19 protein-coding genes are annotated in these 20,445 nt (G+C 63.2%); 10 read left to right on the plus strand and 9 right to left on the minus strand.

The genetic code is table 11. From position 1 onward, the window contains the following. Window positions 1-57: 57 nt before the first annotated feature. Both ASE26_RS12275 and ASE26_RS12280 read right to left on the minus strand, forming a co-directional pair. Window positions 58-876 carry a sugar phosphate isomerase/epimerase gene (locus ASE26_RS12275; protein WP_057246312.1) on the minus strand — a complete coding sequence of 273 codons (819 nt, stop codon included), beginning with the start codon at window positions 874-876 and terminating at the stop codon, window positions 58-60. Next, window positions 873-1,712, minus strand: coding sequence for a phytanoyl-CoA dioxygenase family protein (locus ASE26_RS12280; protein ID WP_057246313.1), 840 nt, complete (start codon window positions 1,710-1,712; stop codon window positions 873-875). Before ASE26_RS12280 ends, ASE26_RS12275 begins: the two co-directional genes overlap by 4 nt. A gap of 104 nt (window positions 1,713-1,816) precedes the next feature. Here ASE26_RS12280 and ASE26_RS12285 point away from each other — a divergent pair, with 104 nt between their 5' ends. Together ASE26_RS12285 and ASE26_RS12290 are read left to right on the plus strand one after the other, a co-directional pair. Continuing rightward, a complete protein-coding gene (locus ASE26_RS12285; protein WP_229208146.1) occupies window positions 1,817-2,752 on the plus strand; it encodes a LysR family transcriptional regulator in 936 nt (311 codons plus the stop codon). A 7-nt stretch (window positions 2,753-2,759) separates the two neighbouring features. Beyond that, complete coding sequence (locus ASE26_RS12290) at window positions 2,760-3,941, plus strand: DUF418 domain-containing protein (RefSeq protein WP_057246314.1); 1,182 nt, start codon at window positions 2,760-2,762, stop codon at window positions 3,939-3,941. Here the strand turns inward: ASE26_RS12290 and ASE26_RS12295 are convergent. Beyond that, window positions 3,908-4,936: a hypothetical protein gene (locus ASE26_RS12295; RefSeq protein WP_229207127.1), complete on the minus strand. Its 1,029-nt coding sequence runs from the start codon at window positions 4,934-4,936 to the stop codon at window positions 3,908-3,910. The genes ASE26_RS12290 and ASE26_RS12295 overlap by 34 nt on opposite strands. A 109-nt stretch (window positions 4,937-5,045) precedes the next feature. Here ASE26_RS12295 and ASE26_RS12300 point away from each other — a divergent pair, with 109 nt between their 5' ends. Beyond that, complete coding sequence (locus ASE26_RS12300) at window positions 5,046-5,501, plus strand: hypothetical protein (RefSeq protein WP_055930113.1); 456 nt, start codon at window positions 5,046-5,048, stop codon at window positions 5,499-5,501. Window positions 5,502-5,545: 44 nt separating this feature from the next. Continuing rightward, window positions 5,546-5,827, plus strand: a complete 282-nt coding sequence (locus ASE26_RS12305; protein WP_055930116.1) for a hypothetical protein — start codon at window positions 5,546-5,548, stop codon at window positions 5,825-5,827. On the opposite strand, the gene ASE26_RS12310 is transcribed toward ASE26_RS12305, so the two are convergent. Then, window positions 5,811-6,449 carry a hypothetical protein gene (locus ASE26_RS12310; RefSeq protein ID WP_057246315.1) on the minus strand — a complete coding sequence of 213 codons (639 nt, stop codon included), beginning with the start codon at window positions 6,447-6,449 and terminating at the stop codon, window positions 5,811-5,813. The two genes, ASE26_RS12305 and ASE26_RS12310, sit on opposite strands and share 17 nt — an antisense overlap. Before the next feature lie 51 nt (window positions 6,450-6,500). Between ASE26_RS12310 and ASE26_RS12315 the strand changes: the two genes are divergently transcribed. Further along, window positions 6,501-6,824, plus strand: a complete 324-nt coding sequence (locus ASE26_RS12315) for a hypothetical protein (protein ID WP_055930122.1) — start codon at window positions 6,501-6,503, stop codon at window positions 6,822-6,824. On the opposite strand, the gene ASE26_RS12320 is transcribed toward ASE26_RS12315, so the two are convergent. Further along, entirely contained in the window at window positions 6,821-8,893 is a 2,073-nt protein-coding gene (locus ASE26_RS12320) for a GGDEF domain-containing protein (protein ID WP_307146589.1), read from the minus strand. The two genes, ASE26_RS12315 and ASE26_RS12320, sit on opposite strands and share 4 nt — an antisense overlap. Before the next feature lie 279 nt (window positions 8,894-9,172). Between ASE26_RS12320 and ASE26_RS12325 the strand changes: the two genes are divergently transcribed. Next, on the plus strand, window positions 9,173-10,048 hold the full coding sequence (locus ASE26_RS12325) for an ABC transporter ATP-binding protein (RefSeq protein WP_055930123.1): 876 nt from the start codon (window positions 9,173-9,175) through the stop codon (window positions 10,046-10,048). Continuing rightward, window positions 10,045-11,598, plus strand: coding sequence for a hypothetical protein (locus ASE26_RS12330; protein ID WP_057246316.1), 1,554 nt, complete (start codon window positions 10,045-10,047; stop codon window positions 11,596-11,598). The genes ASE26_RS12325 and ASE26_RS12330 overlap by 4 nt, the downstream gene beginning before the upstream one ends. On the opposite strand, the gene ASE26_RS12335 is transcribed toward ASE26_RS12330, so the two are convergent. From ASE26_RS12335 to phaP, 4 genes are all read right to left on the minus strand, one after another. Next, window positions 11,595-13,469 carry a methyl-accepting chemotaxis protein gene (locus tag ASE26_RS12335; protein ID WP_082591349.1) on the minus strand — a complete coding sequence of 625 codons (1,875 nt, stop codon included), beginning with the start codon at window positions 13,467-13,469 and terminating at the stop codon, window positions 11,595-11,597. The genes ASE26_RS12330 and ASE26_RS12335 overlap by 4 nt on opposite strands. Before the next feature lie 77 nt (window positions 13,470-13,546). Continuing rightward, entirely contained in the window at window positions 13,547-15,232 is a 1,686-nt protein-coding gene (locus tag ASE26_RS12340) for an ABC transporter transmembrane domain-containing protein (RefSeq protein WP_229207151.1), read from the minus strand. 88 nt (window positions 15,233-15,320) lie between these two features. Further along, window positions 15,321-17,072: an ABC transporter ATP-binding protein gene (locus tag ASE26_RS12345; protein ID WP_055930130.1), complete on the minus strand. Its 1,752-nt coding sequence runs from the start codon at window positions 17,070-17,072 to the stop codon at window positions 15,321-15,323. A 159-nt stretch (window positions 17,073-17,231) separates the two neighbouring features. Further along, complete coding sequence (gene phaP / locus ASE26_RS12350) at window positions 17,232-17,870, minus strand: TIGR01841 family phasin (RefSeq protein ID WP_055930133.1); 639 nt, start codon at window positions 17,868-17,870, stop codon at window positions 17,232-17,234. Window positions 17,871-18,045: 175 nt separating this feature from the next. Between phaP and ASE26_RS12355 the strand changes: the two genes are divergently transcribed. From ASE26_RS12355 to ASE26_RS12365, 3 genes are read left to right on the plus strand one after another with little or no spacing between them, the layout of a single operon-like run. Continuing rightward, on the plus strand, window positions 18,046-19,347 hold the full coding sequence (locus ASE26_RS12355) for an amidohydrolase family protein (protein WP_055930136.1): 1,302 nt from the start codon (window positions 18,046-18,048) through the stop codon (window positions 19,345-19,347). Window positions 19,348-19,381: 34 nt separating this feature from the next. Then, the gene (locus ASE26_RS12360; protein WP_057246317.1) at window positions 19,382-19,900 is read left to right on the plus strand and encodes a GNAT family N-acetyltransferase; all 519 of its coding nucleotides are present in this window, start codon (window positions 19,382-19,384) and stop codon (window positions 19,898-19,900) included. Continuing rightward, a complete protein-coding gene (locus ASE26_RS12365) occupies window positions 19,900-20,406 on the plus strand; it encodes a GNAT family N-acetyltransferase (RefSeq protein ID WP_055930140.1) in 507 nt (168 codons plus the stop codon). The genes ASE26_RS12360 and ASE26_RS12365 overlap by 1 nt, the downstream gene beginning before the upstream one ends. The last annotated feature ends 39 nt before the right edge of the window (window positions 20,407-20,445 follow it).

Genomic DNA, 20,445 nt, shown 5'->3' on the forward strand with positions numbered 1-20,445 from the left:
GGGGAAAAGAAAAAGGGCATGAATCATCATGCCCTTTGCTCACGAAGCGGATTTGAATTACATGCAGTAGCGTTTGCGCAGCAGGTCCAGCATCGCCACGTTCTGGTCCCATGCATTGCTGACCGGCTGGCCGGTGTAGGGCAAGGTGAAGGTATAAGGCGCCGGGCCGAATTCCGGCGTGAGCGTCATGCGTTCGGCGCCGTCGTTGCGGCGCAGTTCAATGATGCGGTCCCACCAGGACAGGTGGGCCTTCAACGCATCGGCGTTTTCCGGTGCGCGGAAGTCGGCCACCTGCGGGCCTTGCTGGTGGCCGATGCGGGCGTGGATGTGGCGCACGCGCGGCAGCACCTTGGCCAGCGTCAGTTCCTGGTCTTCCAGCAGCGATTCGCAAGCCACGCACCAGTGCGAGAGGTCGGCGTTCAGGTGCAGTTGCGGCAGGCGATCGAGGTAAGGCAGCAGCAGCATCGGGTGGCCGCTGAAGCGGCTGCGATGGATTTCGTGCACCACCGGCACGCCGTATTCTGTGGAGATGTCGGCGGCGAGTGCGATCAGCTCTTCGTTTTGCTGCGGCGTATACCAATCCTTGCCGGTGTGCGAGTTGACCAGCACAGGCTGCACCTCGCAGGCGTTGCGCAGCAGTTCGCCGAGTGCCTGTTTATGCGCTTCGAAGTCGCTGTGAAACACTGTCTCCCATTGGGCGACAATCAGATCCAGTCCTGCGTTGGCGACCTTATAGACCCAGTTGTCGCGCTGGGCGCGGTCCAGCGGCAGCGACATTTCGATGCCGTCGAAGCCGGCCTCTTTTACCTTGGCGATGAAGACGTCCGGCGGCAACTCATTGCTGCCCCAGTGCGGCGCGAAGATACTGATGTTCACAGGAAGCCTCGCACAGGGAAGGATGCGTCACGCTGGATCCAGTTGCGCTTGGAGTATTCAGTGCGGCCATCGGTCACGTGCAGCGTATAGGCGTGGCGCGAAACGGGCGAACGGTTCGGGGCGCTGTAGTGTGGCAGCAGGCCGTGGAAGCAGACCAGAGAGCCGGCCTTGCATTCGAGCGGCACGGCGGTGGCGTCGGTTGGCCACGGCATGTCGTCCAGTTTTTCCACGCGCACCTGGTCGCCCTCGCGGATGAATCGTTCGCGCAGCGGAGAGCGATGGCCGCCAGGTTCAGCCCACATGCAGCCGTTTTCCAGCGTGGCGTCTTCCAGTGCGAACCAGAAGGTGGTGACGCTGATCGGGGTGGTGTCGAAGTAGGTGGCATCCTGGTGCCAGCGCACCTCGCCGCCGATGCCGGGCTGCTTGAAGATGTACATCGATTGCCAGACTTGCGGTTCGGCCAGGCCGATGTCGCGGGCGATCTGCTCCAGGCGCGCATCGGCGGTGAAGGCGCGGAAGGCCGGGTCCAGGTCGTGCATGGCGTGGCCGATTTTGTTGATCGACAGTTCCTTGGCCTGTTTCAGTTGCCCGTCCGGGCCGAAAGCTTCTTCTTCAAAGAAGCAGCGCATGGTGTTGTCCGAGGCCAGGAAGTAATCGTCGGCTTTCTTCTCCTGCTCCTTGGTGGTGAAGATGCCTTGCGCAACGGCCGGGTCGAAGTCGTTGACGACTTGCGCGGCGCGGGCGCGCAGGGCGGCGATTTCGCCTGCGGTCTTGAAGCCGGGGATGACGATGAAGCCATCCTTGGCGTATTGGGCTTTCTGGGCGTCGGTCAGCATGCTGTGCTCCTTTTCTTAATGCAGGTCATTGTAGGGAAGCCATTGGGTGCGAACAATGCGCAAACGGTTGACACATTGTCTTCAAAATGGAGACAATTGCTGCCATGGACCAGCTCAAGGCGATGGGAATCTTCGTGGAGGTGGCGCGCCAGCGCAGCTTCAGCGGCGCGGCGCGCCGGCTTGGCATGAGCCGCGCCATGGTGAGCAAGCATGTGATCGCGCTGGAAGAACGGCTCAATGCGCGCCTGCTGCATCGCTCCACGCGCGACGTGAGCCTGACCGATGCCGGGCAGGCCTACCTTGAACCTTGCGCCCTGGCGGTGCTGCAGGCGCAGGAAGCAGCTCGGGTGGTGACGCATGCCGGCATCGAGCTGGCGGGGCCGCTGCGGATACAGGCGCCGTCCAGCTTCGGCAGCGAATGGCTGGCCGATGCGGTGGCGCGATTCAGCCTGCCGCATCCGCAGTTGTCGCCTTTGCTGCATGTGGATGATGCGCTGCTCGACCCGATCGAGCATGGCTTCGACCTGACCATCCGTGTGGGCGGGATTCCGGATAGCCGTGCGCTGGCGATACGACCCCTGGCGCCTTGCCGCGGCGTGCTGTGCGCCTCGCCGGCCTACCTGGCGCGGGCCGGGCGGCCGGAGGTGCCGGACGACCTGCATCGCCACCAGTGCCTGCATTTCAGCCACCTGACCGGCGGCATCGCCTGGCATTTCGCGCGCGGCGAGGAGCAGGCTACGGTGCGGGTGACGCCCGCCTTCACTGCCAATAACGGGATGGTGCTGCAGCATGCCGCCCTGCGCGGGCTCGGCATCGTCTACACGACAACCTTCCTGGCATGGCGCGACATTATCGAGGGACGGCTGGTGCCGGTGCTGTCCGACTGGGAGCTGCCCCTGAACCATTTGAGCGCCCTGTACCCGGCCACGCGCCAGCTATCGCCGAAGGTGAGGGCGCTGATCGATTTCCTGGTGGCGGAATACCAGCCCGTGCCTCCTTGGGACAAGGCCTTGGCAGACGCGGGGTTGCTAAATATATAATCACGGGATGAACCAACACCGCCTCCTGCAGGTCGACGCCTTGCGCGGCTTTGCGCTGCTCGGCATCCTGGCCGTCAATATCTGGTCGTTCGCCGACCCCTATTTCGCCTCCGGCGTGAACAACCCGCGCTATGCGGGCGGGCTCGACGTGGCAGTGCGTTTCATCGTTGCGCTGCTGTTCGAAGCCAAGTTCTACCTGCTGTTTTCCTTCCTGTTTGGCTACAGTTTTACTTTACAGCTGGCGGCGGCCGACCGCGCCGGCGCCGCATTCCGCCCGCGCATGCTGCGCCGGGCTGCGGGGCTGGTAGCACTGGGCGTGCTGCATGGCTGCTTCCTGTTTTATGGCGATATCCTGCACTTGTACGGCTTGCTGAGCTTACTGCTGCTGTTCTGGTATGGCCGCCAGTGGCGAACTGCCGAAAGTGCTGCACTATTGCTGATGCTGGCGGCGTGCATGCTGGTGGTGCTGGGCGTGGTGCTCATGCTCTCCCCGGAAGCGGGACCGCCGGAACTGAAGGCGGTATTTGCCAAGGTGGCCGCTTTCCATGCGAATGCGGGCAGCACGCAGGCATTCATCATGGACGAGTTTCCATCGACTGTCGCGTTCCTGATGTTTGGCCAGGGGCCAAGCGCGCTGGCGATGTTCCTGCTCGGACTTGGTGCGGGGCGTGCGCATTTGCTCGATGGTGTCGATTCGTTCGAGCAGCTGGTACGGCCCATCTTGCGCCTTGGCGCCTCGTTCGGGCTGGGCGGCGCACTGCTGTATGCGGCCGCAGCCGAGTTCGCGCCGGGCGGGGTGCTGATGATTTTCGCCACCGCGCTCAGCTACCTGACTGCGCCGATCCTGACGGCGGCGTATGTCGTGGCCCTGATGCTGTTGTTCGAAAGCCGCTACGGCGCGCGCGTGATCGCGGCACTGGCGCCGATGGGCAAGCTGGCGTTAAGCAATTACCTGATGCAGTCGCTGGCCATGGCCTTGCTGTTCACCGGCTACGGCATGCGCTTGTGTGACGAACTTCCGCCAATCGCCGTGCTCGCGCTGGTACCGGCAATCTACTTCACGCAAATGGCCCTCAGCGCCCGGTGGCTCAGGCACCACGCCTACGGCCCGGCAGAATGGCTCTTGCGCGCCATTACCAACTGGCAGTGGGCGCCTCAGGAAGCAGGAGCCCAGCCGCCGTCGCGGTAGACCTGGTCGTCGTCGAGGTAGACCGCGTCGGTCTGGACGAAGACGTCAACGTGGAAGCGGGCATCCTTGCGTTTGAACTGGGGCTTCTGGTACTGGCCGTGCTTGGCGCCCAGCGAAAGGTGGATGCCGCACATGCGTTCATAAGTGCCGATATCGTCCACCGTGCGTTCGCGCGAGAAGGCGCGGTTCATGCCGAAGCCGAGTTCGCGCACCCACACGTCGCCTTCGTGTGCGCGGATGATGGCCAGCATATTGTCGAATTCCGGCGTGCTGTTCTCGGCGCCGACCACGCGGCCTTTTTCGACGATCATGGTGATTGGAGTGGCTGGGCGGTTGACGTGGAAGGTGGTGTCGCCGAATACAAACACCTTGGCGCGGCCGTTGACCGCTTCCAGGTCTTGCGCCTCGGTGAACACTTCGCCGATCGGGAACAGGCCGCCGGCATTCTTCATCGCGCTGTAGTCGCCGATATTCAGCTTGGCCTCTTCAAACGGGGAAGCGAACACCAGCCTTTCGCCGCCGCTTTCCACCACGCCCGACTGCGCGCGTTCGATACGCGCCTTCAACGCGTGGCCGACGCCGCGGTAATACGCCGGGTCATAAGCCAATGCATCAATATAGACAAGACCTTGCTCGCCCGGCATGCGTGACAAATGCATATGCTCCATCACCTTCAGGCCGCGTTTGAACAGCTCCATGCGGATGCGGTATTCGTTGAGGCGGAAGCTGGTGGTCTGTACCAGCACCACCAGGTCGCCGGGCTGTAGTTGCTCGAAAGCCGCAAGCACGTCATCCGGCTGTACCGTGTCGAAATCGATGAAACGGCCTTCGGGCAGGGCTGCGCGGTAGGCGTCGGCCAGCACTTGGGACAGTGGACTGCGCCGGTCGAACACCACCAAAGCCTGCTGTGGCGCGGCGTATTCGATGGCGTGGGCGAGCAGGTCGCGCACATTGCGGGCTGCCGAATCATGGGCGGCAGGTGGAAAAGCTGTCATTATCAGGCTATAAAGAGGATGAGGCATGCGCATTATACGGCGTGACGCTGCTTGAACCGGGAAGGGGCGCGAGGTAGAATCGGGTGAATATAGCCGGGGAGAAACATTGATGGGTGTACAGTTTGGCCAGGACCTACCGCTGCAGCGGCCCGATGAAGCGGATAGCCGGGCGGCCATCTTCGTCCCGACTTCCAACATCAAGGAAGATATCCTGACTGCCATCCGCAAGGGGGCGGCGGTAGTCGGCTACGGCAATCACGACCACACTTTGACCATCTATTACGAAAGTAACCGCTTCAACGAGCCGACCCTGGCCAAGTGGGAGCAGAAGGCGCGCAAGGCTTACGACCGCCTGCGCGACAACCTGCCGACCACGTCCAAGATGGTGTGCAAGCTGGATAACTTCGAGCAGATCGGCTACATCAGTAACAAAGGCATCACCATCCGCCGCCGTGCCAGCCTGGATCGCTGGCTTGAAGAGTCGGATGCCCAGGATTCCGCACCGGATGGCGATAACGTCGCCTTTGCCCCGCCGCCGCCGCCCAAAAAGATCGTCGCCGATTAAGACTCGGTGCTACCATCTGCCCACAGCCAAATAGTGGAGGGCAGATGCAGGTAAGCCTTTTAGCGGCGGGCGGTGCGTTCCTGTTGGTGTTGCTGGCATCCAACGCCATGCGGCGTGCCTTCATGCGCCATGTGCAAGCGCGCGGAACCGATTTGTCGGCTGCCGATACGGCCGGCTGGCTGCTGTTCATCGGACTGGCTTTCCTGGCCGCCGCCGTGCTCGGGGTGCTGAACCTCTCGAAATTCCTCAACCTGGCTTTTTGCAGCACCTTGCTGGTGTTCGGCGTGGCCGCGCTGGTTGGCGCCTTTGTCATCGGTCGCCGCTAGCATCTTCTTGCCACGCCACCGGGATGTTGCGTATCTCGTTGCCGTTCCACGCAGTGACCAGCCCTTCAACACGTTTACCTTCGACCTTCAGCGCTGCCACGTGATAGCGGTAATCCGGCCCGAACTGGCGTTGGGCGGCGCGGCGTGCGCGTTCCGCATCGTCGCCGTGCAGCAGTAGCGCCAGCGCGGCGCACAGCATGGTCGACAGGGCGGCGCCGCTGCCAGCTGCCAGTCCCATATGGCGCGGTTTGTGGCCGGCAGCGCGGCGCGCAGCCAGCACGGCTGGCGCGCCAAGGGTGCGGTACAGCCAGTGCAGCAGCAGCAGCCAGGTTGCGCTGGTGAGCAGGGAGGGGAGAACGCGCGGCTGCAGCTTGAGTTGGGCCAGGGTCAGGTCGACCGGCTGCATCAGGGGCCAGGCCAGCATCATCACGCCAAGCGCACACAGGCCGAAGGCGGCAATCCAGCGTACCAGGGAAGCCATATGCAGGCTGCCGAACAGCAAGCCGATACCGGCTGCTGCGCCGAGCAGGAAAAGGCCGGACCGTATGGCCAGCAAGTCGCAGGTGCCCAGCACCACCAGCACCATGCCCGCCCGCTTAAGGATGGGAATGTGCGCGTCCATTGGAGTATTCTAGCGTAACATTTTCAATATGCAGGAAGGAAAGGAGACACCATGAAAAGCATGATTGCCGTGCTGTTTGCCACGCTTGTACTGGCCCTGGGCGGTTGCCAGAAACCGGAAGACAAGCGCATTGGCCCGGCGGAGCAGGCCGGCCGCGAGATCGACAAAGCCGCCAGCGTGGCGGGCGAGAAGCTGGACCAGGCCGCCAGCAAGGCTGAAGAAAAACTGGGCCAGGCCGGCGAGAAACTGGACCAGGCGGCCCAGCAGGCTGGCGAAAAGCTGAACAAGGCGACTGAGAAGATCGGTGAAAAAGTCGAGCAGGCTGGCAAGGAGATGCAGGAGTCGGCCCGCGACGCGCGCAAGGAAAAGAACTAGTTTCCCGACTTGCTTTTCAGCGCCACCACGTTGGAAGGCGGCGGCTCGTCGGGCATGCCGCCCAACACCAGCGTCAGGTCGACAAAGCCGGCGCGCCAGGCCTGTTCCAGGTTCTGTTCGATGGCTTCCATCGAGGTCTGCTCGAAGTTGCTGAAGCCGCGTACGCCGTAGGCGCGGTTGCGGCCATGGGCCTTGGCCAGGTACAGCGCCATGTCCACCAGGTTGACCGCGCGCTCCCAAGGCAGCGGCAAGCCGCCCGGCGCCAGCGGGAACGGCGCAAAGCCGACCGAGACGTTGACGTGGATCATGTGGTCCTGGAACGGCACCGGTTGCGACGATATGCAGTTCAGGATGCGGCGCGCAATCTCGTCCACGCCGTTGCGCGGGATGGCCGGCAGGAAGGCCAGGAATTCCTCACCGCCCCAACGCACGATCATATCGGTCTCGCGCAGCGCAATGCGAAGGCTTTCGGCAATCATCTTCAGTACCGCGTCGCCGGCCGCGTGGCCGTAGGTGTCGTTGACGTGCTTGAAATGGTCGACGTCCAGCAGGAACAGGGCGCCCACGATATCTTCGCCGTTTGCGCCGCGCCGCTCCACCTGGTTGTGGGTGCGCATGTAGTCCTGGAAGTGGCGGCGGTTGTACAGCGCCGTAAGCGGATCGAGCGAGCTTTGCGCCTTCAACTCCAGGTTCTTCACTTCAAGCTGGGCATTGGCCTGGCGCACCTTGCGATACAGCAGGCCGACGATCACGGCAGCCAGCGCGAACACCACCGCCAGCAGCCACCAGATGCGCTGCTGCAGGCGGCGCGCGGTCAGCTCCGCACCCTTGGCCTGGTTTTCATGCGACAGCTGTTCGATCTGGCGCTTCTTCTTTTCGGTGTCGTACTTTTCCTGCAGCTCCCACATGGTCTTCTTGCGCTGCGACTCGAACAGTTCGTTCGAAATCTGGCGTTCGCGGTGGTAGGCTTCCACCGCACCCTGGTAGTCGCCCACCCGCTCCAGCGCTTCGCCGTACTCGGTCAACAGGGCTTGCAGCTCCGGCTTGTCGCCGGTTTTCTCAAAGTAGGCCATGCCGAGCGCAAAGGACTTCTTGCCTTCGGCAACCTTATTGGTTCCCATGTAGGCTTGCCCGGCATTGATGCGCGCTGTGGCTTCGTTGGCATCGTCCTTGGCTTCGCGTGCCGCCGCCGACGCTTCGTTGGCAAAGCGCAGTGCAGCAGGGAAGTCATGCAGCTTGAGGTTGATATCGGACAGGTTCACCAGCGTGGTGGCGATCATGCGCTTGGCGCCGAGCTTGCGTGTCAGCTCCAGGTTGGCCAGCAGGGCGCGCATGCCGCGCTTGTATTGCTGCGTATCGACTGCCAGGCCATATTCGGTGTTGTTGGCGATTGCCATGCGGCCCGGCGATTCCAGGGATTCCGACACTTCGAAGGTTTCGCCCAGCGTTTCCCACGCCTTGTCGTACTCGCGCACCTGCGTGTAGAACAGGGTGAGGGCATTCAGCGCGCTGGCCAGCGGCACCTTGTCATGCTCGACCTTCTGCGCCAATTCCACTGCCGACTGCAGGCGGATCAGGGCCACGGGATAGTTGCCCTGTTCGGCGTAGCTTTGGCCGGCGGTGATGGTCGACTGCACGCGCAGCACCATGTCGCTGGTGGCGCTGGCCAGCTTTTCCGCCTCGAAGGCCATTTCGTGCGACACCTGGCGTTCGTTCATCGCGGAGCGGACATAGGCCTTGGTCAGCAAGCCTTTGGCGATGATGATCCTGTCGTCCTGTGCGCGCCCGAAGTCGTGCAGTTCTTCGGCCAGGGCGAGCGCGACGTCGAGCTTGCCAAGGCTGCGGTGGGTCAGGCTGAGCTGGGCGAGGAATTCGGCGCGGGTCAGGGGCGGGGCGGAGCGTGCCACCGGCTCCATCTGCTGTAACTGGACCAGCGCTTTTTCGGGGACGAAGCGCACCAATTCGCGGATCTGGGCAATTTCGCTGTCGAGTGGCGACTGGGCAAACGCAAGGAGCGGCGCAAGCAGGCAGGCGCCGACCAGCGTGCGGAGGCGCTTGGAAATCGTCAAAACCGGAAAGCCTGGCAACTTGTGTCCTTGGGGTCGCATGAGCAGCGTGTGCGGTTCATTATATGCCTGTTGCAAGCAGGAAATCCGCAATATGACTCACTATTTTCATGATAGACGCCTTAACTGTGGGGAAAATACAAGTGGAATTTCTACTTGGGTAACTACTTAAGAGAAATTTCCGCCTGGACCTCGAATTCAACCGTTCGTCGCACGCGCCGCGCGCAGCGCTTGGGCACCCGATACATTCCGCCTCACTAACACTCTTGAGGCGAAAACAATATGCTCGAACTGCGCAATGTCAGCAAAGCTTTCCGCGACCTGAAAGCGGTAGACGACGTTTCCCTGAAACTTGGTAGCGGCGTTGTTGGACTTGTCGGTCACAATGGCGCCGGCAAGACGACCTTGATGCAGCTGGTCGCTACGCTGTCGCGGCCGACTGCCGGCAGCATCCTGTTCGACGGCAAAGATATTGTGCGGAATCCTGATGCCATGCGGCGCCGCCTTGGTTTCCTGCCGCAGGAGTTTGGCGTGTATCCGAACCTGACGGCGCTGGAGTGCATGCAGTATTTCGCGGCGTTGAAGGGCGTGCGCGATCCGGCCCGCATCCGTCACCTGCTGGAACTGGTGAACCTGTCGGAACACGCGCGGCGCCCGGCAGCTTCGTTCTCCGGCGGCATGCGGCGCCGGCTGGGAATCGCGCAGGCGCTGCTGAACGATCCCGATATCCTGATCGTGGATGAGCCGACTGCTGGCCTGGACCCGGAGGAGCGCTTGCGCTTCCGCCGCCTGTTGTCCGAGCTGGGCTTCGGCAAGCTGGTGATCGTCTCGACCCATATCGTGCCGGACGTGGAGAGCATCGCCGGCCAGTTGGCCATCATGCGCAGGGGCCGCTTGCTGGCGCTGGAAACCCCGGACGCCATACTGCAGCGGGCGCGCGGCCAGGTGTGGCAGGCCAGCGTCGATGCGGCCGACTACGATGCGTTGCGCAGCCGCTTTCATGTACTGCAGGCGCAGCGCCAGGGCGCGCAGGTGCAGTTGCGCGTGGCGCATCCGGGACAGCCTGTGGCTGGTGCGCAGGCGGTCGAGCCTAGCCTGGAAGAGGCGCTGATGGCGCAGCGCTACGCGTTGACGGAACCAACGGCGGAGGCCGCATGATTGCCCAGGCCTTGCGCGTCATCGCGCTCAACGAAGTGCGCTTGCGGCTGCGCCGCTTGTCCACGCTGGCGGCGCTGCTGGCGGTGATGGCCTTGTGCTGGCTTGCGATTGCCGATCCGGCCGACGGCGTCACGATGATGGTGATTGATGGCAGGCGCGTGCTGTACACCAGCCAGGCGCTGGCCTTTGGCAGCGCGCATATCGCCGGCATGCTGCTGGGGCTGGCGGGCTTCTACCTGGTGCGCGGCCGCGTGGCCGACGACCTGCAAAGCGGCATGGGAGCGGTGATCGCCGCCACTGGCGCCAGCAACGCCTTGCTGGCCGTCGGACGCTGGCTGGGCGGGATGGCGTACCTGATGCTGTTCGTGCTCGCGTACCTCGGTTCCACGCTGGCGCTGCACGCTTTGCGCGGCGAGGGGCCGATCCAGTTGCTGGTCTACCTGCAGACCTATGTGCTGATGCTGCTGCCGATTATCAGCTACGCGGCTGCGTGCGCGGTCCTGTTCGACAATGTCGGAGCGCTGGTTGGCAAGCGCGGCGACGTGCTGTTCTTCTTCCTCTGGTGCCTGCAGTTCGGCGCCCTCATTGGCGTGACCGAGAGTCCGGGAGCGTTATGGCCGATGTTCATCGATTTTTCCGGATTGTTGGTGGCAGTGACGACCCTGCGCGAGCACTTCGAGACCACTAACTTTGTCCTGGGACGCACTGCTTTCGATCCGGCTGGAGCGGTGCTGGTCATCCCGGATTCCTTGTGGACGCTGAAAGCGTGGGGGTTCAGGGTGGCTACCTTGCTGTTGTCGCTGCTGCTGTTAACTCCGGCAACGCTGTTCTTCCACCGTTATTCACCGGACCGCGTGCGGCCACGTTCGACGCGCGGCAACCGGCTGCTGGCGCTGGTCGACCGTGCGCTGCGTCCGGTGGCGTGGGCGGTGCGGCCATTGCCTGGCCTGGCAATGCGCGTGCCGGGCTTTGCGGGCGAGGTGCTGGCGGAGGTGGCGCTGGTGCTGTCAATGTCGCCTTCGGCGGCGCTGGCGCTGGCCGCGGGTACGGTCGCCGCATCGGTGGTGGCGCCCGGGGCGCTGACTGGCGTCATGATGGGCGGGGTTGCTTGCTGGGGCGTGATTGTATGCGGCATCGTGCCGCGCGATTGGCAGAACGGGGCCGATGCCATGACCGGCGCGCTGCCGGGCGGTGTCGTGCGGCGCTTCCTGCGGCAGTGGGCGGCCAGCCTGGTGCTCGCCCTCCCGCTGGCCATTATTGCCTTGCGCTGGTCGCTGGATGCGCCGGTACGGGCGTCAGCGGCGATTGCCGGGGTGCTGGCACTGGCCTCGGCAGCCAGCCTGCTGGGCGGCCTGACGCGGGGGGCGCGGCTGTTCCTCGCGCTGTTCCTGTTCACCTGGTATATCGCGCTCAACTCTCCCAAGGAAGCGGCGCTGGACCTGGTTGGCTTTAATGGCTCGGCCAGCGCGGGCACTGCGGTTGCATGGGCGCTGGCAGGCTGCCTGGCGTGGGCGGCGGCTTTCGCCCACAGCCGCTGGCGCCAGGCTTAGAACTCCTCCCAGTCGTCGCCTGCAGGGGCGGGGGTACGGGTCGCGGCTTGCGTGTCCGGCTTCGGGCGCACCGCAGCGCGGGGCTTGCTGCCGGCAGGGGTTGCGCGGGGGCGCGGCGCCGGCAGGCGCGTTGCCGTCGCGGCTGCGGCGGCAGGTTCGGCGCGCGCAGCGGCGGCCGTCCTGGCGATTGCGGTGGCGCTGCTGCCGCCCTTCAGGCGGAAGATGCTGACTGCCTGCGCCAGTGACTGGGCCTGTTCCTGCAAGCTTTCTGCCGCAGCTGCCGCCTGTTCGACCAGCGCGGCATTCTGCTGCGTCATGGTATCCATCTGCCCGATCGCCTGGTTCACCTCACCGATGCCGCTGCCTTGTTGCTGGCTGGCGCTGGTGATTTCCCCCATGATGCCGGCCACCTTGTGAACCGAAGCGACGATGCGCTGCATGGTATCGCCAGCCGCATCGACCAGCCGCCCGCCTTCTTCGACACGCGAAACCGAGGCGCCGATCAACTCCTTGATTTCCTTGGCCGCCGCCGCGCTGCGCTGCGCCAGGTTGCGCACTTCCGACGCAACGACGGCAAAGCCGCGTCCTTGTTCGCCGGCGCGCGCCGCCTCCACCGCCGCATTGAGCGCCAGGATATTGGTCTGGAACGCAATGCCATCGATCACGCCGATGATGTCGCTGATGCGCGCTGAACTATCCTTGATCGCGCCCATGGTGACGACCACCTGCGACACCACCTCGCCGCCTTGTTCCGCCACATGGGCAGCATCGGCCGCCAGCTGGTTGGCCTGCTGCGCATTGCTGGCGTTCTGCTGTACGGTATCGGTCAGGTTCTCCATCGCGCTAGCCGTTTCCTCCAGCGAGGAGGCCTGGGTTTCGGTGCGGGCGGACAGGTCGGCATTGCCGGTGGCGATCTCGCTGGTGGCCACCGTCATCTGGTCGGTGCTGCTGCGGATATTGCCGATCATCTCGGCAAGTCCCTTGTTGATGTGCTCCATCGCCTGCAGCAACTGTCCGATCTCATCACTGCGGCTGGAGGCGATATCGCGGCTCAGGTCACCGCCCGCGATGCATTCGGCGGTATCGATCGCCTGCTGCAGGCCGGAGCGGATATAGCGGTAGGCGAACAGCAGGCAAGCAACTGCGGCGATCACCGACATGGCTTGCAACGCTTGCGCCAGCAACTGCGCCTTGTCGAACGCAGCGCTGGCAGCCGCCACCTCGGCGCTGGTGCGCTCGTCGAGCAGCGCCAGGAATTCGTTCACCGGCTGCATGATCTTGGCTTTGTTCTGGTGGTAGGCCTTGTCGTGCATGATGCGGCGCGCCATCTCGGGGTCAGGCGGGCCGTCGCGGGTGAAGCCACCCTTGCCGTCATCGAACTTTCCTTTGACCGCGTTCATCGCGATCACTTCGGTGCGAACCAGTTCGTTTGAATTGGCCTCCGCTTCCTTCAGCTTGGCGAATTCCTGGCCCGTGAAGCCGGCGCGTTTCATCAGCTCCGACAGGGCGATGGTCTGTCCCGAGGAGGGCGGCACGGGCGCACCGGCAGCGACGAAGTCCCAGTAGATGCGCTCATAGTTTTCAGGGCGCGGCTTCTGGCCGTTGCGGATGGCCAGGATGTCCATGTATTGCTGCTCGTAGGCGGCTTCGCCCGACACCACGTAGGTGCGCGCGAGGCGCGTAAGGTCGTCCGAGCTTTGCCGCAGCTCGTCGGCCAGCAGGTAGGATTGGTAGCGCGAATCGGCGGCCTGCTTGGCTTCGGCCTCCTTGCTGGAGACCCGCAGCAGTGCCAGCATTGTCAGCGTTGCCAGCACGACCGTGATGGCGAAAAACGCAATGAAGATACGTTTGATGGATAGGTTCTTTTGCATGGCGCTGCCCCCCTCTGGAGGACAGCATACCTCTACTACCAATCGACTAGTAATACTTTTCGTGCGGAAACAGGAAGTCAGGCGGCAAGCTGTTGCAGGAGATACAGGCGCTGGTACAGGCCATTATCAATTTGCATCAGTTCTTCGTGTGGCCCCTGTTCCACAATGCGTCCATGGTTCAGCACGACAATGCGGTCCGCCTCGCGGATCGTGGACAGGCGGTGCGCGATGGCGATGATGGTGACCTGGCCGCGCAACTCGTTCAATGCCACCTGCACGATCTGCTCCGTATGCGAGTCGATGCGCGAAGTAGCTTCATCGAGCAGCAGGATGCGCGGCTTACCCGCCAGCGCGCGCGCAATGGCGACCAGCTGCTTCTGGCCGGAAGACAGGCGCGAGCCGCCTTCGCCCAGCACGGTATCGTAGCCATCTTCCGTCGCCATGATGAAGTCGTGGCAATGCGCCGCCCGCGCCGCTGTTTCGATTTCCTGCTGCGACAGGCCGCGGCCCATGTCGATGTTCTCGCGCGCGGAAGCGGCAAGCAGGAAGGGGTCTTGCGGCACCAGGCCGACGTCGGCGCGGAACTGCTCGTTATCGATTTCATCCAGCAGCATGCCGTTCATGCGGATGCTGCCGTGCGGGGCGGGGTAGTAGCGCAGCAGCAGCGACAACAAGGTCGACTTGCCGCTTCCCGTATGGCCGACGATGCCGAAGAAGGAGCCCTGCGGGATCGCCAGCGACAACTGGTGCAGTACGCGCTGGCCTTCGATGTATTCGAAATCCAGGGCGCGGATATCGATGGCAGGGGCGCCGTCATCGTTGGCGGCATGGCGCGTGTGGGCGCTGGCGCCGCTGCGGTGCTCCGGTGCAATCTGCTCCGCAAGCAGGATCGCCACGCGCGATGTCGCCACCACCGACTGCTGCAATTGGCTGAACTGCATGGTGATCTGGATCAGCGGTTCGATCACGCGCGCGATGTAGTTGATGAATGCATACAGCACGCCGACTTCCGCCGCGCTCATGTCGCGCTGGCCGAACATATAGATCACCGACGCCAGCAACAGGACATTCAGCATGTCCAGGGCGGGACGCAGCAGCCAGGCGTTGGCGCGAATTTCGGCCAGGCGCTGGGTGTAGTGCTCCGCGTTGGTGCCGGCGAAGCGCTCACCGAAGCGCAGCTCCGCGTTGTTCGCCTGCAGCACTGTCATGCCGCCGATGGATTCGGCGATCTGCGCGTTGATGTCGCTGCGCAGCTGGCGGGCGCGCGTCACGGCCGGTGCGCTCAGGCGCTGGTAGGCCCAGACGATCACCAGCACGAAAGGCAGCAGCGCGACCACGATGGTCATCAGGCGCCAATCCAGCCAAGCCATCGCGGCGACGGTGCCGAGCAGGACGATGGTGCTGTCCAGGATCACGAACAGGACCTGGATGTACAGGCCCTTCACGGCTTCGGTGTCGTTGGTAACGCGCGAAACCAGTTGGCCTGTGATGGCGCGGTCGAAGAACGCCATGGGCAAGCGCAGCACGTGGCTGTAGACCCGTTCGCGCAGGCGCTGCACTGAACGCATGGCCACGCCGGACAGCCGCACCAACTGGCGGTAACGCACCCAGGTGGCGATCCAGCCGGTCAGCAGCACGCCGCCCAGGAGCAGGGCCATGCGGGCCCAATCCAGGTGCTTGGGAAGGAGGTGCTCGTCGATCAGGCGCTTGCCCAGCAGGGGGCCGAGCACCTCCATGCCGGCGGCGAAGACCAGCCATAGCATGGCCCAGCCCAGGTGGTGCAGGTCCGCAGCGGAGGCTTCCTTCAGCAGGCCGACAGCCTGGCGCGTCTGTTCGGGAGCGCTTTGTTTATCAGGCTGCGTCAAGGCTGGCCTCCAGTTGTTGGTAGCGCCACTGGCTGGCATACCAGCCGTTCAGCGCAAGCAGTTCCTCGTGCGAGCCCGACTCTGTGATGCGGCCGCGCTGCAGCACCACGATCTGGTCCGCATCCACTACGGCGCTCAGGCGATGGCTGGCGATAATGGCGCTGCGGGTGGCGTGGGCGCGGCGCAGTTCTTCCAGGTGTTGCAGGATGGCGGTTTCGGTGCCGGTGTCGACCGCCGACAGGGCGTCGTCCAGCAGCAGCAAGTCGTTGTCCGACAGCAGGGCGCGCGCGATTGCGACGCGCTGGCGCTGGCCGCCGGACAGGGTAATGCCTTTCTCGCCCACTTCGGTTTCATACTTGTGCGGGAACAGCAGGATGTCGTCGTGGATGGCCGCCAGGTCGGCCGCACGCTCGACTTCCGCGCGGGTGGCGCCGGGCTTGGCCAGTGCGATATTGTCCGCAATCGAAGCCGAGAACAGGAAGGACTCCTGCGGCACCCAGCTGATTGCCGCGCGCAGTGCCTGCAGCGTGTACCGGTCCAGCGCGTGGCCACTCCAGGTGGCGCTACCCTGGGTAGGCGTCACCTGGCGCAGCAGGACGCGCAGCAGCGTCGATTTGCCGGAGCCGGTCGGCCCGACAAGGCCCAGGGTCTGGCCTGGCTTCAGCGTCAGCGAAATGTCCGACAGAGCCGGTTCGTGCTGGCCGGGATAGGCGAAGCCCACGCCGTGCAATTCCAGGTTGCCGGGAGCGACGCGGGGCAAGCTGCCGTGGTCCTCAATGGTCAGCGGAGCATCCAGCATCGGCTGCAGGCGCGCATAGGCGGCGCGGCCGCGTTCGATCAGCGACAGCACCCAGCCCGCGGCAAACATCGGCCAGATCAATTGGCCAAGGTACATGCTGAAGGAAGTCAGTTCGCCAATTGTCAGTTCGCCGCGCCACACGAGGAAACCGCCGAGGCCCAGCGACAGGCCGGTAGCTGCTGTCAGCGTAAGACCGACTGCCGGCTCATAAGCCGCCTCCCAGCGCTGCGCGGTCAGGCTGGCATCGGCAGCGGCGCCGGCCAGTTCTTCGAAACGCGTGCTGCTGCGCTGTTCCAGTCCAAGCGCACGCAAGGTGCGCACGCCGGACAGCGTCTCCTGAACGTGGTCGTTCAAAGCGCTGAACCGCTTCAGCGAATCGGCAGAAGCGGTATGGATGTGCGACGAAATGCGCCAGAAGGCCCAGGCCATCAGGGGGAAAGGGATCAGCGCAAACAAGGCCAGGCGCCAGTCGACGCCGACCAGCATCATGCCCAGCACCAGCAGCAGGGTAAGCGAACCATCGAAGCCAGCCAGCATCGCCTCGCCCGCCGCCATCTCGATGGCATCAATGTCATTAGTGGCCAAGGCCATCAAGTCGCCGGTGCGCTGCTTCTGGAAGAACTGCGGACCTTGCAGCGACAGGCGGCGATAGAAACGTGTGCGCAGCTCAACGCCCAGTTGATAAGCGGCCGAGAACAGCTTCATGCGCCACGCAACGCGCAAGCCATAGTTCGCCACACCCAGGATGAGGAGCAAGCCGATGGCCTGCCACAAAGCTTCGCGGCCAAGCTTGCCCGCCGCCAGTCCATCGACCATCAAGCCGATCTGGCGCGGGATACTGATACCGATGATGGCAACCCCGGCCAGCATGGCGCCGGCGGCTGCGTAAGGACGCCAATGGCTACGGACGAAGCCACCGATCAGGCGCGATAAACTCATATGCTCAGAAGGAAAATGCTGCCAAGAGCCTGCAAGCATACCTCAGCGCAGAATTTCTCGCCGAGCGCGCCTCTGCGATGAAAGTCGGGGTCAGGTCCGGCAATCGGACAAATCGCTATGCGATTTGTCCGATTGCCGGACCTGACCCCGACTTTTAAATTACTTGTGAGCTTTGTTGCCGTTGGCGTTGGCGTTGGCGGCTTTTGGATCGGGGAAGCTGGCGGCTGCTTTGACTGGCTTGGCGTCGGCTTTTGCTTCGGCTTTGACTTCCGGCTTGCTTTCCACTACATCGGGCTTTGCTTCGACTTTGGCTTCGGCTTTTGGTGCCGGCTTGGGCTCGGCTTTGGCGGCCTTCGGTGCAGGTGCCGGGACTGGAGCAGGGGCTGGAGCAGGGGCTGCTACCGGCGCCGGCGCTGGCGCGGCAATCGGTGCGGACAGTTTCGGCAGGTTTACGGCTTGCGTGCCGGCTTCTTTCAATTGCTCTTGCGCTGCCTGGAACAATTCCGCCTGGGTCTTGCTGGCAATGCTGAACAGTTCGCGGTTGTAGGCGAACAGGCCGTCGAAGTTGGGCACGCGGGCGCTGCTCTTGGCGAAGAATTCTTGCGGATCTTTCGCCTCCAGCAGTTCACGCGCGGCGGCGGAACTCTTTTCGACGGAGGCTTTGGTGGTGCTCAGGTTGAGAGCAATCACCTTTTGCGCGCCTTCGAAGGCAGTGGTGGCGAGGTTGTTGAGGATTTTCAGCTGCGCTTCCAGCTGCGACTTGGTGGCTGCGGAAAATTGCTCGGGAATCGAAAACATATTTTCTCCTGGATCGATGGGAAATGGTGCGCTGCAATAAACCCATTCTAGCGACGAAATATGGTAATGGAAAGACATTTTTGCCGACTATTAAAGCAAAAGTTATGCGCTGCAACATTGCGTGGCCTGCGCGGCCTGCCTACAATCGGCCATCCCCAACCTGTGGAGCTATGCGATGGATCTTGTAATCCGCAATGCCAGCTTGCCCGATGGCCGCCATGGCATCGATATCGCCATCAACAACGGCCGCATCGCCGAAGTCGCTCCTGCTTTGCAAGCCAAGGGCGCGCGTGAGATCGATGCCGAAGGCGACCTGGTCGCGCCGCCTTTCGTCGATGCGCATTTCCATATGGATGCCACGCTCAGTTACGGCCTGCCGCGTGTGAACCAGTCCGGCACGCTGCTGGAAGGTATTGCCTTGTGGGGTGAGCTAAAGCCGCAGCTGACGCAGGAGGCCCTGGTGGAACGCGCGCTGCAGTATTGCGATTGGGCCGTGGCGCGCGGCTTGCTCGCGATTCGCAGTCACGTGGATGTGTGCGACGACCGCTTGCTGGCAGTGGAGGCGCTGCTTGATGTAAAGCGCCGCGTGGCACCTTACCTTGACCTGCAGCTGGTGGCTTTCCCGCAGGATGGCGTGCTGCGCAGCCCGACTGCGCTGACCAACCTGAAACGCGCGATCGCAATGGGTGTCGACGTGGTCGGCGGCATCCCGCATTTCGAACGCACCATGGCCGATGGCGCCGAGTCGGTGCGCGTGCTGTGCGAGTTCGCGGCCGAGAAGGGCTTGCGCGTCGATATGCATTGCGATGAGTCGGACGATCCCCTGTCGCGCCATATCGAGACACTGGCTTACCATACGCAGCGCCTTGGATTGCAAGGCCGCGTGGCCGGCTCGCACCTGACATCGATGCATTCGATGGACAACTATTACGTCAGCAAGCTGCTGCCGCTGATCCGTGAAGCTGGCGTTGCCGCCATCGCCAATCCGCTGATCAACATCACTTTGCAGGGCCGGCACGATACCTATCCCAAGCGCCGCGGCATGACGCGCGTGCCGGAAATGCTGGCGCATGGCATCGACGTCGCTTTCGGCCACGATTGCGTGATGGATCCGTGGTACAGCCTGGGATCGGGCGATATGCTGGAAGTAGCCCATATGGGCTTGCATGTGGCGCAAATGACCGGGCAGGACGCCATGCGCGCCTGCTTCAAGGCTGTGACGGAAACACCGGCGAAAATCCTCGGCCTCGATGGCTACGGCTTGCAGCCCGGCTGTCACGCCGATTTGGTACTGCTGGGTGCTGGCGATCCTGTGGAGGCCATCCGGCTGCGGGCGGCACGAACGCTGGTGCTGCGGCGCGGACAGGTGGTGGCGGAATCGCCGCGTGCAGCGGCGCGCCTGGTCTTGCCGGGCCGGCCGCAGCAAGTCGATTTCCGCCTGTCCCGGCGTGCTGGACTTGCAATGAAAAATGCATGAAAATTCAGCATCATTCCTGCCGTTGGGAGCAGCTTTGAAAGACATCGTCATCCGCCCGGTTACTGAGGCCGATTTCGACTCCATGTGGACAATCTTCCAGGAGTTGATCGCCAGCGGTGACACCTATTACTTCGCGGCGGAGACCAGCCGCGAAGATTGCCATGCTTTCTGGTTCGGGCGCAGCATCAAGACCTGGGTGGCGGTGCTGAATACTGGCCGGCTGCTGGGCATGTATCGACTGCTGCCCAACCAGCTCGACCGCGGCTCGCACGTTGCCAACGCTTCCTTCATGGTCAGCCCCGCCGCGCAAGGCGTGGGCATCGGCAAGATGCTGGGACGCCATTGCCTGGAACAGGCGCGGCGCGACGGTTTCCTCGCCATGCAGTTCAATTACGTTGTAAGTACCAATGTTTCTGCCGTGCTGCTGTGGAAGCGGCTCGGTTTTTCCGTGATAGGCACGCTGCCGCGCGCCTATCAGCACAAACAGCTCGGTTTTGTTGACGTGTATGTGATGTACAAGTTCCTGGCCGACCCTAACGATTGGCCGGAGTAATGATCGATACCAAACGACTGACCCTGCGTCCCGCAACTGTTGATGATGCTTCGTTCTATCTGCGCCTGGTGAACGAGCCTTCTTTCCTCGAAAATATTGGCGACAAGGGCGTGCGCGACCTGGATGGTGCGCGCGCTGCCTTGCTGGCCGGTCCGATCGCCATGCAGGCCCAGCTGGGCTATTCGCTGTGGATGGTGGTCCGCAAGGAAGATGGCGCGACCATCGGCATGTGCGGCTTGATCAAGCGCGACACCTTGCCCGATACCGATATAGGCTATGCCTACCTGCCGGACTTCTGGGGCCAGGGGTATGCCTGGGAAGCGGCGTCGTCTGCGATGGCTTATGGCCGAGATATCGTTGGTTTGCCGCGCTTGCTTGGCATCGTTTCGCCCGGTAATACCGCTTCGTCAGGTCTGCTGAAAAAACTCGGCATGCATTTCGTTGAGCGCTTGGATACGGGGAAAACGGATCTTTACCGCATGGAGTTTCCCCCGCGCCACAACTAGGTTGTAGCGAAAACAGGTTTCTTGGCTTTTAGTACTTTA

The sequence above is a fragment of the Duganella sp. Root198D2 genome, assembly GCF_001428585.1.
Taxonomy (GTDB): Bacteria; Pseudomonadota; Gammaproteobacteria; order Burkholderiales; family Burkholderiaceae_D; genus Rugamonas.

Excerpts from the sequence above, each read along its gene's own strand:
- ASE26_RS12290 (WP_057246314.1), top strand. The coding sequence starts at position 2,760 with ATGAACCAACACCGCCTCCTGCAGGTCGACGCCTTGCGCGGCTTTGCG.
- ASE26_RS12335 (WP_082591349.1), bottom strand. The coding sequence starts at position 13,469 with ATGCAAAAGAACCTATCCATCAAACGTATCTTCATTGCGTTTTTCGCC.
- ASE26_RS12315 (WP_055930122.1), top strand. The coding sequence starts at position 6,501 with ATGAAAAGCATGATTGCCGTGCTGTTTGCCACGCTTGTACTGGCCCTG.
- ASE26_RS12300 (WP_055930113.1), top strand. The coding sequence starts at position 5,046 with ATGGGTGTACAGTTTGGCCAGGACCTACCGCTGCAGCGGCCCGATGAA.
- ASE26_RS12280 (WP_057246313.1), bottom strand. The coding sequence starts at position 1,712 with ATGCTGACCGACGCCCAGAAAGCCCAATACGCCAAGGATGGCTTCATC.
- ASE26_RS12295 (WP_229207127.1), bottom strand. The coding sequence starts at position 4,936 with ATGACAGCTTTTCCACCTGCCGCCCATGATTCGGCAGCCCGCAATGTG.
- phaP (WP_055930133.1), bottom strand. The coding sequence starts at position 17,870 with ATGTTTTCGATTCCCGAGCAATTTTCCGCAGCCACCAAGTCGCAGCTG.
- ASE26_RS12365 (WP_055930140.1), top strand. The coding sequence starts at position 19,900 with ATGATCGATACCAAACGACTGACCCTGCGTCCCGCAACTGTTGATGAT.
- ASE26_RS12340 (WP_229207151.1), bottom strand. The coding sequence starts at position 15,232 with ATGCTATGGCTGGTCTTCGCCGCCGGCATGGAGGTGCTCGGCCCCCTG.
- ASE26_RS12325 (WP_055930123.1), top strand. The coding sequence starts at position 9,173 with ATGCTCGAACTGCGCAATGTCAGCAAAGCTTTCCGCGACCTGAAAGCG.
- ASE26_RS12305 (WP_055930116.1), top strand. The coding sequence starts at position 5,546 with ATGCAGGTAAGCCTTTTAGCGGCGGGCGGTGCGTTCCTGTTGGTGTTG.
- ASE26_RS12355 (WP_055930136.1), top strand. The coding sequence starts at position 18,046 with ATGGATCTTGTAATCCGCAATGCCAGCTTGCCCGATGGCCGCCATGGC.
- ASE26_RS12330 (WP_057246316.1), top strand. The coding sequence starts at position 10,045 with ATGATTGCCCAGGCCTTGCGCGTCATCGCGCTCAACGAAGTGCGCTTG.
- ASE26_RS12310 (WP_057246315.1), bottom strand. The coding sequence starts at position 6,449 with ATGGACGCGCACATTCCCATCCTTAAGCGGGCGGGCATGGTGCTGGTG.
- ASE26_RS12285 (WP_229208146.1), top strand. The coding sequence starts at position 1,817 with ATGGACCAGCTCAAGGCGATGGGAATCTTCGTGGAGGTGGCGCGCCAG.
- ASE26_RS12345 (WP_055930130.1), bottom strand. The coding sequence starts at position 17,072 with ATGAGTTTATCGCGCCTGATCGGTGGCTTCGTCCGTAGCCATTGGCGT.